Below are 12,316 nucleotides of genomic sequence, written 5' to 3'. Positions count from 1 at the left end.
ATGGATCATTCTGGCGGAAACAGCACCGAGAACGTACTGCCCTTGCCCTGCACCGACTCGATCCTGAGCCGTCCGCGATGGCGGTTGACGATATGCTTGACGATGGCCAAGCCCAACCCCGTGCCCCCCATTGCCCGACTGCGATGCGTGTCGACACGGTAAAACCGCTCGGTCAGACGCGGCAGATGCAGCGGGTCAATCCCGTCGCCGCGATCCACGACCTCGGCGCGCAGCACCGGACCCTTGAGGTTGCCGCTGCCTTCCTGCCAGCCCAGCCGCAGAGTCACGGGCTTTCCGGTACCGCCATATTTCAGCGCGTTCTCGGTCAGGTTCAAGAACACCTGCATCACCTGATCACGGTCGCCCCGCATGCGGTAGCTCTCGCCGGCAGGTCCCAAAAGCAGCGAGGGATCGGCCGGTGTCACCTCCAGTTCCAGGGTGCAGCCCTGTTCCTCGGCCGCAGGCCTGAGGGCGGCGATCACGCCGTCCAGAACCGCCTTGAGATCGACCTCGCCCGAGGGGCGTTGACGCTCTTGCGACTCGACCCGGCTGAGCGACAGCAGATCCGACACCAGCCGGTTCATGCGTCGCGCCTCGCCCTCCATGATCCCCAGAAACCGTTCGCGCGCGGCGGTATCCTCGCGCGCGGGGCCGCGCAGCGTCTCGATGAAACCCAGAACGGCGGTGAGCGGCGTGCGCAGCTCGTGGCTGACGTTGGCGACGAAATCGCGGCGCATCTCCTCGGCTTCGCGCAGATGGGTGATGTCGGTGAAATGCAGCAACAACGCATGCCCTCCCGCCCGCGCCGACCTTTCGCCCAAGGGCGTGATCCGCACCAGATATTGCGTCTCGCCAGTCTGGTCGGTGATCTGCATCCGCGCTTCGCTGGCGGCCTCGCCCGCCTGCACCGCCTCGATCCGGCTCAAAAGGCCGGGTTGGCGCAGCACGGTGGCGCAGCTGCGCCCCTCGATCCAGTCCCCCAGCAGCGCGCGGGCGGCCGCGTTGGCGGCTTCGACCTGCCCGGTCGCGGACAGGTGCAGCATCGGCTCGGGCACGGCATTCATCACGTCGATCAGTTGCGTCCCGGTCATCCCTGCCCCCGCCCCTGCCATGGCGCTGCCTCACCCCGGACGAAGTGCCGCAAATTGCAAGGCTTGGCAATCTTGTTGAAAACTCCCTGTTTTATCAAAAGTTGTCTTTGCCAAAGACCTTGCTTCTGTGTAGGGTTCGTTCACGGCGCTGGCGTGGCAGGCGGCGACCGTCAGCCATGTTCCAAGGTGTGCCCCGAGGAACGACCGGACCTGCCCGGGCATGACGCCGATGATGGACGGACGAGACAGGCGCCCGATGGTGCCGGGCCACCGGACCGAGGACAGTTTTGATGAGGCAGCGCTCAAGGTGCTGTCGCTGGCCCTGAGCGAAGCCGCGCTTTTGGCCCTTCCCCGCCATGTGTTGCAACCCGGCTCGCACATCCGTCGGACCGGGCTTGCCGAATTGCCCGACGAATTGATGACCGGGCCGCATGCCCCGGGTTTGGTTCTCTCGCCGTTGCTGACGCCGGAATTCGACGCGCTGGATCTGGCGCGTATTCTGACCCAATGCGGCTATCGCGGGCGCTATCTGGCGCTGGTTGACAGGCTGCCCAGTGCCAACCTGATCCGGCGCGAGGTGGCGGCCCAATCTCCCAACATCAATTTCGATGTCATCGTGCTGGACGGATCGACGCCGCTGCATTCGCTGTGACGAGCCGCCGGAGCGGCCCGCCACAGCAGGCCGTCAGACGGCGGCAAGACCTGCCGCGAAATCTGCCACCAACAGCTCCACATCCTCAATCCCGACCGAGACACGGAAAAACCCGTCCGTGATCCCCAGCGCCGCACGGCCTGCAGGCGTCAGCCCCCGGTGCGACGAGGATGGCGGGTGGCTGACCGTGGTGCCGACATCGCCCAAGGTGGGGGCAAAGGCCATCTCGGGCATGGCCATGATCATCCGGTTTGCCGCCTCCTCGTCGCCATCGATGCGGAAGCTCAGCATGTTGCCATTGCGTCCACCCAGCAGTTTCTGCGCCTGTGCATGGTCGGGGTGATCGGGGCGACCGGGATAAAGCACCTGCGCCACCTTGGGCTGCTCGGCCAGCCAGTCGGCCAGTTTCGCGGCATTCGCCTCGGCCCGATCAAAGCGCAGCGGGAAGGTGTAGAGGCCCCGCTCGGCCAGCCAACAGTCATAGGGGCTGGGCGTCATGCCGGTGGTGACAGCGAAATCATAGATCTTCTTCGCGTCGGCAGGGTCGCGCGCGGCGACATAGCCCAGCGTCACGTCGGAATGGCCGGCAAGCAGTTTGGTGACCGAATGGATCACGATATCGGCGCCATGGTCAAAAGGCCGGTAGCCCATCGGCGTGGTGAAAGTGTTGTCGACCGCAACGCGCACGCCCGCCGCTTTGGCGACGGCCAGAATGCCCTCCATGTCGGCGATGCGCAGCGTGGGGTTCGACACGACCTCGATCAAGATCATCTTGGTCTCGGGGCGGATTGCGGCACGCAAGGCTTCGGGGTTGGTGGGGTCGACGACCGTGGTGGCGATGCCGAAACGGGCAAGATCTTGATGCATCAGCCGCAGCGAGCGGCCGTAAAGCTGGTCGGCCCCGATGATGTGGTCCCCTGCCCCGAGGATACCCATGATCGCGGCAGTCACGGCGGCCATGCCCGAGCCGGTGATCAAACCACCCTCCGCGCCCTCCAGCATGTCGATCTTTTGCGCCAGCAGCGTCGCGTTCGGATGGCCTTCACGGGCATAGGTGTAGCCCTGCGCGCGGCCCTCGTACTGGGCATGGAGCATGTCGATCGACGGCGAGGCATAGACCACCGAGGGCTGGATCGGGGTGACCACGGCCCGGCTGACGCCTTCGCGCAGGGGATGCCTGCGCACGAGGGTCTGGGGGCGGTCGTTGCGGCGGTCAGTCATGGGAACTCCATCGGGTCAGGGTGCGAATTTTCATGCGAAAATTCACAGGGTGGAAAATCCGGCACGGGTTTTCCTAGGGTCGGGTCGTGCCGTTTCCGGTCACGAGATATTTGAACGAGGTCAGTTGCTCGGCCCCCACCGGCCCGCGCGCATGCATCTTGCCGGTGGCGATGCCGATTTCCCCGCCCATGCCGAATTCGCCGCCATCGGCAAACTGGGTCGAGGCGTTGCGCATCAAGATCGCTGAATCGAGGCGCTGGAAGAAGCGGGCGGCGGCGGCGTCATCCTCGGTCAGGATGCTTTCTGTATGGCTGGAGCCGTAGCGGCGGATATGGGCGATGGCCGCATCGATATCCTCCACCACGCGGGCGGCGATGATCATGTCGAGGTATTCGCGGCCCCAGTCGTCGTCTTGCGCAGGCACGACACCGGGGAGCGCCTGAAGCGCCGCGTCGCCGCGCACCTCGACGCCCGCGTCGATCAGGGCGCGCACCACGCCCTGCCCGATCGTGTCCACCACGTCGCGGTGGATCAGCAGGCATTCGGCAGCCCCGCAGATGCCCGTGCGCCGCGTCTTGGCGTTCAGCACGACCTTGAGCGCCATCGCGGGGTCGCAGGCACGGTCGATATAGACATGGCAGATGCCTTCGAGATGGGCAAAGACCGGCACCCGCGCCTCGGTCTGGACGAGGCCCACAAGCCCCTTGCCGCCGCGGGGCACGATGACATCGACAAACTCGGTCATGGTGAGCAATTCGCGCACCGCCGCCCGGTCGCGCGTCGGCACCAGCTGGACCGCATCCTCCGGAAGACCCGCGGCGGCCAGACCCGCGCGAAGGCAGTCCACCAGCACGCCCGAGGAATGGAAGCTTTCCGATCCGCCGCGCAAGATCACCGCATTGCCCGATTTGAGGCACAGCGCGCCGGCATCGGCAGTCACGTTGGGGCGGCTCTCGTAGATCACCCCTACAACGCCCAGCGGCGTGCGCACGCGCTGGATGTGCAGACCGTTCGGGCGGTCCCATTCGGTGATGACAGCGCCCACGGGATCGTCCTGCGCCGCCACCGCGCGCAGACCATCCACGATACCCTTGAGGCGATCCGCGTCCAGCATCAGCCGGTCGAGCATGGCAGCGGACAGGCCCTTGTCCCGGCCAAAGGCCATGTCCTTGGCATTGGCGGCAAGGATGTCGGCCAGCCGCGCCATCACCGCTTCGGCCGCGGCCTCGAGCGCCCTGCGCTTGGCCTCGGGTGCCGCAAAGGCCAGCTCCGCCGCTGCATTCCGCGCGCGCTGGCCCAGCCCGCGCATCAGGGCGGGAACATCCTGTGCGATCTCAAGGGTCAGGTCATTCATGGCAAGCCTCACGCAACGGGTGGAGGGGGAAGGATAGGCATATTTGTAGAAAGATGAAGGGGTCAGACCTGCGGTGCTTCGGCCCTGTCCGTCAGGGTATAGTCGCGCAGGATGCGAAAGACGCGGGTCTCATCCGCGCCGCTGGCCTGGGCCGCGATGGCAGCAGCGGCCGTTGTGTCATGGCTGGCCAGCGTCACGAAGCGGCCCGGATGGTTGACGCTCTCGTAGCTGCGCGCAGCCTCGAGCCGGGCCGGGGCGCGGCCATAAGCGGCGAGAAGAAAGCGACCGGGCTCCGCATCGACCGCGGCCGGCGCGACCTGCTCGCCCACGCGGATGCGGTAGCCGTCGAAATGGATCTTGCGCCCGGCCGACTGGCTGGCGCGATGGGTGGCATCGGCCCGCCATGCGGTGATCGCCGCCTCGTCCGCCCAGAGCTGGTGGGACAAAAGCGCGCCTTCATCGTCAAGCGGGCGGTAGCGGTCGAGAAACACCAACCCCTCGTGGCGGGCCAGCACGGGTTTGAGCCGCGCCACATGCTCGAAATAATGCTCCATATGGCCGGGTTTGGGCTGCACGTCGAAGAACAGGCAATGCATCGCGGATCTTTCTCAAAATGCCATGTCGTCTCGGTGTACCAGCGCGGCGCGACCGGGATAGCCGAGGATCGCCGCGATCTCGTCGCTGCGGTGGCCCGCGATGGCGCGCGCCTCCTCGGCGGTGTAGCGCGACAGGCCAAGGCCGAGGCGGGCACCTTCGGGCCCTTCCAGCACCACCGGGTCGCCGCGCTGAAAATCGCCCGTGATGGCCGTTACACCTGCAGGCAGCAGCGACTTGCCCTGCCCCAGCGCCCGCACTGCGCCCGCGTCCAGTTTCAAGGCGCCGCGCGGCTTCATCGCGGAAATCCAGCGCTTGCGCGCCGTCTGCGGGTCGAGCGTCGCGGTGAACCATGTCACCCGCGCGCCACTTTCCAAAGCGGTGATCGGGCGCAGAGTCGATCCTTCGGTGATCGCCATGGCGCACCCTGCGGCGGTGGCCGTGCGCGCGGCCATCACCTTGGTCTTCATCCCGCCCTTGGACAGGCCCGTGCCCGCATCACCCGCCATCGCCTCGATCTCGGGGGTGATCTGCGCCACCACGGGCAGATGACGCGCGGTCGCATCCTCGCGCGGGTTGGCGGTGTAGAGCCCGTCGACATCGGACAGCAGGATACAGCCCTCCGCCCCCGCCATCACGGCGACATTGGCCGCCAAACGGTCATTGTCACCATAGCGGATCTCATCGGTGGCGATGGTGTCGTTCTCGTTCACGATCGGCACCGCGCCACGCGCGAGCAGCGCCGCAAAGGTGGCGCGCGTGTTGAGATAGCGGCGGCGGTCCTCGCTGTCATCGAGCGTCAGCAGGATTTGCGCCGTGATGATGCCATGGGGCGCCAGCACCTCTTCCCAAGCGCGCGCGAGGCGGATCTGGCCTACGGCGGCGGCCGCCTGCGCCTCGTCGAGCGAGAGCGCACCCGTGCCCAGACCGAGAACGCCGCGCCCCAGTGCGATGGAGCCCGAGGAGACCACGATCACATCCATCCCGCGCGATTTCAGCATGGCGATGTCGATCGCCATAGCCCTGAGCCAGTCGGCCCTGAGCGCGCCGCTGCTGCCATCCACCAGCAGCGCCGAGCCGATCTTGATCACGAGGCGCCCGATATCGGCAAGGCGCGGAACGCGCCCCTCGGTCAGGGTCGCCACGGCGAGGGCTCCTCCTTGTCGCCGCGCAGGCGCAAGCGGTCGGCGTCGATGCTGGCCCGCAAGGTGCGCAGCACCTCCATCAGCCCGGTGCGTGCGACGCCCGACATCGCCATCACCGGACCGTTCGCGGCATCCGCCAGCGCGGCCCGCTTCTCGGCGACCTCCTCGTCGGTCAGGGCGTCGATCTTGTTGAGCACCGTCAGGCGCGGCTTGTCGGCCAAGGCGCCGCCATAGGCCTCAAGCTCGCCGATGATGATGTCGTGATCGGCGACCACGTCTTCGGAGGTGCCGTCGACCAGATGCAACAGGAGCGCACAGCGTTCCACATGGCCCAGGAACAGGTCACCTAGCCCCCTGCCCTCATGCGCGCCCTCGATCAGGCCCGGAATGTCGGCCACGACGAATTCCGCATTGTCCACGCCCACGACGCCAAGGTTGGGATGCAGCGTCGTAAAGGGGTAATCCGCGATTTTTGGCCGCGCGTTGGAGGTGGCGGCCAGAAAGGTCGACTTGCCCGCATTCGGCAAGCCCAGCAGGCCCACATCCGCGATCAGCTTGAGCCGCAGCCACAGCGTGCGCTCCACCCCCTCTTGCCCGGGGTTGGCGCGGCGGGGCGCCTGGTTGGTCGCGGTCTTGAACTGCAGGTTGCCCCAACCGCCATTGCCGCCCTTGGCCAAGAGCACCCGCTGTCCCACCTCGGTCAGGTCAGCCACCACCGTTTCTTGATCCTCTTCGAGGATCTCGGTGCCTGCGGGCACGCGGAGGATGATGTCGTCCCCATCCTTGCCCGAGCGCTGCCGCCCCATGCCGGGCTGGCCGCTCTTGGCGAAGAAATGCTGCTGATAGCGGAAATCGATCAGCGTGTTGAGCCCGTCCACCGCCTCGACCCAGACATCGCCGCCGCGTCCGCCGTCGCCGCCGTCAGGGCCGCCGTATTCGACGAATTTCTCGCGCCGGAATGACACGCACCCGCCGCCGCCGCCGCCCGAGCGGATGTAGACTTTGGTCAGGTCAAGAAATTTCATGGCGGTGCGGTATCCGGTGCAGCAAAGCCCCCGTCTTTGCTTTCGGAAATACTCCGGGGGTCCGGGGGCTGGCCCCCGGCTGTCGATACACTGGCAAGCCTGCGCTACGCCAGCCGTTTCAGATAGGTCCAGGTCGCCACCTTGGCATTGCGCGCTACGGAAAACCGCTCGGCATCGCCCAGATAGTCGAAACCCGTGTTGGTCAGCACGCGGGCCGATCCGGGATTGTCCTGAAACACGCTGGCAAAGATCGTCTTGTTGGCCAATGGGTTGGCCGAGACCATCGCGCGCACTGCCTCGGAGGCGAAGCCTGTGTTCCACATCGCGGGCGCCACCCAATAGCCGATTTCCGACTGGTCGCGGTCCATCTGGTCCAGCGCAATCAGACCCATCAGCTCGTCCCCGCCCATCGCTGTCGCATCCATAGCCCAGACGAATTCGGTGCGATCTGGCTTCATCGCCCGCGCCACATAGGCCTCGGCCGCGCCGGGCGGATAGGGATGGGGGATCGAACTGGTCATCCGCGCCACCCGCAGGTCGCCCGCGTAAAAGTTCAGCAAGCCCGCGTCCGACGGCCGCAAGGGCCGCAAGATCATCCGGGGGGCTTCAACGACGGCCTGCGCCGTGATGGTTTCTTGTTTCATGAGTGCGGTCCTCCTCCGAACCGTACGCGTGCCGTTTTCTGTCCGTGACTTGGGCACAGCGGCCCTTTGGCACAAGAAGATGACGAAAAAGAGAAAGGGCCGGCTGTTTCGCCGGCCCTTCGAAATCTTGTCCGATCGGGGATGCGGCGTTACTCGGCGGCCTCGGCCTGCGGCAGGACCGATACGAAGGTACGACCCTTCAGCCCCTTGGCAAAGGACACGCGGCCTTCGACCACGGCGAAAATCGTGTGATCCTTGCCCATGCCGACGCCGGTTCCGGGGTGCCAGGTCGTGCCGCGCTGGCGGATGATGATGTTGCCGGGGATCGCTTCTTGACCGCCGAACTTCTTCACGCCCAGACGACGGCCCGCGCTATCGCGGCCGTTGCGGGAGCTACCACCTGCTTTTTTATGTGCCATGTGTCTCTCTCCTCAGCCTTGTGCCAGCGTCTTGGCCTGCTCGACCCAGCCTTCACGCTCGATCCGGCCCTTGAAGTTCAGCTTTTCGTCGAAGGCAGCGATATCCTCGGCGCCCCATGCAGCGATCTGCGCGTAGCTGGTCACACCGGCCTCGTGCAGTTTCTTTTCCAGCGCCGGGCCGACACCCGAGAGCACCTTGAGGTCGTCACCACCGGCTGCGGCCTTGTTGGCCTTGGGCTTGGAGGCGGCCTTGGGCGCCGGGGCGGATGCGGAAGCCTCTGCCGGGGCAGAGCCTGCGCCGATCGCGGCCATGATGCCTGTCTTGTCCGCACCAGCGGCAAGAATGTCGGTGATACGCACCAGCGTCAGCTTCTGGCGGTGACCCTTCTTGCGCTGCGACGAATGCTTGCGGCGGCGCTTGACGTAGTGGATCAGCTTCTCGCCCTTGATCTGGTCGATCACGGTGGCCTGAACCGCCGCGCCCATGATCATCGGGCTGCCGATGGTCGGCGTGTCGCCGCCGAGCATCAAGATATCGTTGAATTGGACGGTGTCACCCGCCGCTGCGGCCAGTTTCTCCACGCGCAGGACATCGCCTGATTGGACGCGGTACTGTTTGCCGCCGGTCTTGAGGACTGCGAACATCGCAATCTGTTCCTTCTTGTTTCCCGCGCCTTGTGGCCCCTGCGGTGCAGGTGTTGCCGGGGTCTTTCCCCGCCTCGGGCTGCGCGCCCCCGGATCGGGGCGGTTGGTCATGGATGCCCGTATCGGGACCATATCAGGCCCCATCGGAAGCCGCCGTGTGCCTCAATGCCGCCCGCCTGTCAAGCGCGCATCAAGGTGCCGCCGCTCAGGTTTCCTGCCCCGAGATGAAATGCGCGGCCGCCACGCCCAGATCATAGCTGATCGCGTCGAACAGATCGGCAAATGCGCGGAACAGGACGGTGTTGAGCACCTGCCCCGCCTCGGTTGCCGTCAGATCGATATAGGCCCGCATCTCGGCGTCGCTCAGCCCCTCATAGGCCAGCGTCTGATAGGCGAACAGCCATTCGGTCAGGTCGGTCCTGATCTCGGCCTCCTGCCCCCAGACCTCTGTCAACATCAGCTGTTCTGGGATTTCGGCGGCAAAGGCGCCCCCGTCGGACAGACCGCGATAGAAGGCGAAGTTGGAATTGAGCGCGCCCGAGACATTGTGGTCGACCAGATCGTTGACGGCGATGAACTCGGTCAAAAGGCCCACGCGCGGATGCCCTTCGGCGGCGCGGGTTCGCGCCAGTTCGCCCGCCGCATCCTCGACGTCGGGCTCCAGAAAGGATTGCCGCGCATCCAGTTCACCCGTCGCAATGCGGGCACCCAGCTCGCTGTCGTAAAAGCTCTGCAGTTCCGCGATCATGGCGGGCGTCAGGCGGTCCGCGGGCAATGCCGCCTCGAAGGCCGAGGTCATGCGGTCGGTCGAATAGATACCGGCCACCACCGCCGACCAGGCGCTGCCGCCCTGCCCCGGGAACATGTCTGCCTCGATGTCGGGGCCTGCGGCAACGCCTTCGGCCGCCATGACGGCAAAGATGTCGTAAAGCCCCATGCTGTCGAAGAGCCTGTGCAGTTCGGGCGCGGATTCCGACAGCCGGGCCTGGGCGGGCAAAAGCTGTGCCGGAAGCTGCGGCTCCACCGTCTGGGCGGTTGCGGCGGGGCCCGTGCCCCCGGCAAGGGCGGCGGCCAGCACAAGAACGAGGGTAAGACGCATCTGGGCTCCGATCCATGGAGGGCTTTGCCCATAGATGGCGCAGCTTGCGCAAGATTTCCACCTCTGCGCCCGGGCTGTCGCAAATGTGAGCGGAGGCTCGCCCGCCGTCTTGCTCAAATACCCTGCCGATCCCCCTTGCGCAGCCGCGCCATGCCCGCTAAACGCCCGCCCACTGACCCTGACCCAAAGCGCGGAGAGGTGCCGGAGTGGTCGAACGGGGCGGTCTCGAAAACCGTTGTGGGTGCAAGCCCACCCAGGGTTCGAATCCCTGTCTCTCCGCCACTTTCTTTGCAAGCGGCTTGCTCATTGTGCCCTGTGCTTGCCTGTGCAGAAGGCTACTGCCGGCCGAATGGACGTGTTAGGCTGCACGGGACAGCTCGAAGGCCTTCGCGCAGGCTGCGCCGACGCCCACCGGCAGGACGGCGCCTGTTTCCATCGACCAGCAGGAGATCCCTGATCCATGTCCTTGTTTCGTGCCGTCTATTCCTCGCGCCCCTTCGGCTATGATGCCGGCATGCTCAACGGCATCCTCACCGATGCCCGGCGCGCGAACCTGCGGGACGGCATCACCGGCGCGCTGATCTGCCGGGCCGACATCTATCTGCAATGGCTCGAAGGCCCTGAAGACATGGTGCGCGCGGCCATCGCCCGCATCCGGCGCGATGACCGCCATCTCGAGGTAACGCTCCATATCGAGGAGCCGCTTGCCGAACGGGTGTTCGGCGATTGGGACATGTTGCATGATCCCGCGGCGACGTGGATCTGGACGCAAAAAGAGGTGACGGACGGGGCGATCGACCGGGCCACGCCCGACGAGATCACCGGCTTCTTCTTCAAGCTGCGCGATGCCACGGCAGCGGCCGAGGGGCGGGGCTGACGCCCCTGCCCGTCAAGATGCCTTGTGCTGGAACACGCCCGCGAACTGCTTTCGCAGGTCGGCCTTCTGAACCTTGCCCATCGTGTTGCGCGGCAGGTCTTCCATCACCACGACATGGCGCGGGCGCTTGAATCCTGCCAGATCGGCGCGGGCCGCCGCCTCTATGGTGGCAAGATCGATCGTCTCGCCCGCCTCGGGCACCAGCACCGCCACCACGCTTTCCCCGAAGTCGGGATGCGGCGCGCCCACCACGGCGCTTTCCTTGACGCCGGGCTGGGCGTCCAGGAACAACTCGATCTCCTTGGGGTAGATGTTGTAGCCGCCCGAGATGATCAGGTCCTTGCCCCGGCCGACAATCGTGACATAGCCATCCGCGTCAATCCGGGCGAGATCGCCGGTGATGAACCAGCCGTCATCTTGCAATTCCTCGCGCGTTTTCTCGGGCATCTGCCAATAGCCCTTGAACACATTGGGCCCGCGCACATGCAACATGCCTGTCTCGCCACGGGGCAGTTCCGCCCGGGTCTCGGGGTCGCAGATGCGCGCCTCGACGCCCGGCAGGGGAAAGCCCACCGTGCCCGCGCGCCTGTCGCCGTCATAGGGGTTAGAGGTGTTCATCGACGTTTCAGTCATCCCGTAGCGCTCGAGGATGCGGTGCCCGGTGCGCGCCTCGAAGGCGACATGGGTATCGGCCAGAAGGGGCGCTGAACCCGATACGAAAAGCCGCATATGCGCCGTCAGCGCGCGGTCAAACCGCGGATCATCGAGCAGGCGGGTATAGAAGGTCGGCACGCCCATCATCGTGGTGGCTTGCGGCAACAGGCGCAGCACCGTGTCCGCATCGAATTTCGGCAAGAAGATCAGCGCGCCGCCAGCCAGAAGCGTCACGTTCGTGGCAACGAAGAGCCCATGGCTGTGGAAGATCGGCAAGGCGTGCAACAGCACGTCACCTTCGGTGAAGCGCCAGCACGCGACCAGCGCCTGCGCGTTCGACAACAGGTTGCGCTGCGTCAGCATCGCCCCCTTGGAGCGCCCCGTGGTGCCCGAGGTATACAAAAGCGCCGCCAGATCGTCCTCGCCGCAGGCCACGGTTTCGAACTGTGCAGGCATCGTGGCCGCCAGATCGCTCAGCGTGCCGCTGCCATCTCCCGCCAGAGTTCGGAGCATGGCACCGGTGGCCTGCGCAATGGGGGCCACCGCCTCGGCCTCGCCCGGGTCACAGACAAACAGCGCCGCGCCGCTGTCACCGACGAAATATTCCAGTTCCTTGGCGGTATAGGCGGTGTTCAGCGGCAAGAACACGACGCCCGCCTTGATGCAGGCCGAATAAAGCGCCAGCGCCTGAACCGATTTCTCGACATGGACGGCGACCCGGTCACCCGGCGCAACACCCAACGACACCAGCGCCTGCGCGGTCCGGTCGGCCATCTGCAGGAAGGCGGCATAGGTCACCTTGCCACCATCGGAAAGATGCATGAACACCCTGTCCGATCCCGTATGCGGGGCAAATAGCGCATCATAAAGCGGGTTTGTCATCGGTCTTTTCCTGT

General features: G+C 65.8%; 13 protein-coding genes and 1 tRNA gene. 3 read left to right on the top strand and 11 right to left on the bottom strand.

The window, feature by feature from the left end:
• Nucleotides 1-5: 5 nt before the first annotated feature.
• On the bottom strand, nt 6-1,091 hold the full coding sequence (locus C7455_RS02785; protein WP_109665169.1) for an ATP-binding protein: 1,086 nt from the start codon (nt 1,089-1,091) through the stop codon (nt 6-8).
• Between the two features lie 220 nt (nt 1,092-1,311).
• On the opposite strand from C7455_RS02785, the gene C7455_RS02780 reads away from it, so the two are divergent.
• Complete coding sequence (locus C7455_RS02780; protein WP_146199909.1) at nt 1,312-1,743, top strand: hypothetical protein; 432 nt, start codon at nt 1,312-1,314, stop codon at nt 1,741-1,743.
• A 33-nt stretch (nt 1,744-1,776) separates the two neighbouring features.
• On the opposite strand, the gene C7455_RS02775 is transcribed toward C7455_RS02780, so the two are convergent.
• The 9 genes from C7455_RS02775 to C7455_RS02735 form a co-directional block, all read right to left on the bottom strand.
• Complete coding sequence (locus C7455_RS02775; RefSeq protein WP_109665164.1) at nt 1,777-2,964, bottom strand: trans-sulfuration enzyme family protein; 1,188 nt, start codon at nt 2,962-2,964, stop codon at nt 1,777-1,779.
• A 73-nt stretch (nt 2,965-3,037) separates the two neighbouring features.
• Entirely contained in the window at nt 3,038-4,318 is a 1,281-nt protein-coding gene (locus C7455_RS02770; protein ID WP_211315426.1) for a glutamate-5-semialdehyde dehydrogenase, read from the bottom strand.
• A gap of 62 nt (nt 4,319-4,380) precedes the next feature.
• Nucleotides 4,381-4,914 carry an antibiotic biosynthesis monooxygenase family protein gene (locus C7455_RS02765; RefSeq protein WP_109665161.1) on the bottom strand — a complete coding sequence of 178 codons (534 nt, stop codon included), beginning with the start codon at nt 4,912-4,914 and terminating at the stop codon, nt 4,381-4,383.
• 12 nt (nt 4,915-4,926) lie between these two features.
• Nucleotides 4,927-6,057, bottom strand: a complete 1,131-nt coding sequence (gene proB / locus C7455_RS02760; RefSeq protein ID WP_245904193.1) for a glutamate 5-kinase — start codon at nt 6,055-6,057, stop codon at nt 4,927-4,929.
• On the bottom strand, nt 6,045-7,082 hold the full coding sequence (gene obgE / locus C7455_RS02755; RefSeq protein WP_109665158.1) for a GTPase ObgE: 1,038 nt from the start codon (nt 7,080-7,082) through the stop codon (nt 6,045-6,047). The genes proB and obgE overlap by 13 nt, the downstream gene beginning before the upstream one ends.
• 104 nt (nt 7,083-7,186) lie before the next feature.
• Nucleotides 7,187-7,726, bottom strand: a complete 540-nt coding sequence (locus tag C7455_RS02750) for a GNAT family N-acetyltransferase (RefSeq protein WP_109665155.1) — start codon at nt 7,724-7,726, stop codon at nt 7,187-7,189.
• A gap of 149 nt (nt 7,727-7,875) precedes the next feature.
• Nucleotides 7,876-8,145 carry a 50S ribosomal protein L27 gene (gene rpmA / locus C7455_RS02745; RefSeq protein ID WP_109665152.1) on the bottom strand — a complete coding sequence of 90 codons (270 nt, stop codon included), beginning with the start codon at nt 8,143-8,145 and terminating at the stop codon, nt 7,876-7,878.
• Between the two features lie 12 nt (nt 8,146-8,157).
• Nucleotides 8,158-8,790 (bottom strand): 50S ribosomal protein L21, encoded by a 633-nt coding sequence (locus C7455_RS02740; protein ID WP_109665150.1) that lies wholly within the window; start codon nt 8,788-8,790, stop codon nt 8,158-8,160.
• A 205-nt stretch (nt 8,791-8,995) separates the two neighbouring features.
• Nucleotides 8,996-9,889 (bottom strand): hypothetical protein, encoded by an 894-nt coding sequence (locus tag C7455_RS02735; RefSeq protein ID WP_109665147.1) that lies wholly within the window; start codon nt 9,887-9,889, stop codon nt 8,996-8,998.
• Between the two features lie 192 nt (nt 9,890-10,081).
• Here C7455_RS02735 and C7455_RS02730 point away from each other — a divergent pair.
• Together C7455_RS02730 and C7455_RS02725 are read left to right on the top strand one after the other, a co-directional pair.
• Nucleotides 10,082-10,171: transfer RNA gene (locus C7455_RS02730), tRNA-Ser, on the top strand.
• 178 nt (nt 10,172-10,349) lie between these two features.
• A complete protein-coding gene (locus C7455_RS02725; protein WP_109665144.1) occupies nt 10,350-10,766 on the top strand; it encodes a BLUF domain-containing protein in 417 nt (138 codons plus the stop codon).
• A 12-nt stretch (nt 10,767-10,778) separates the two neighbouring features.
• On the opposite strand, the gene C7455_RS02720 is transcribed toward C7455_RS02725, so the two are convergent.
• Nucleotides 10,779-12,302, bottom strand: coding sequence for a malonate--CoA ligase (locus C7455_RS02720; protein WP_109665142.1), 1,524 nt, complete (start codon nt 12,300-12,302; stop codon nt 10,779-10,781).
• Between the last annotated feature and the right edge of the window lie 14 nt (nt 12,303-12,316).

It is taken from the genome of Roseicyclus mahoneyensis (assembly GCF_003148775.1).
Classification (GTDB): domain Bacteria; phylum Pseudomonadota; class Alphaproteobacteria; order Rhodobacterales; family Rhodobacteraceae; genus Roseicyclus; species Roseicyclus mahoneyensis.
This window is presented reverse-complemented; position numbering and strand designations above follow the sequence as displayed.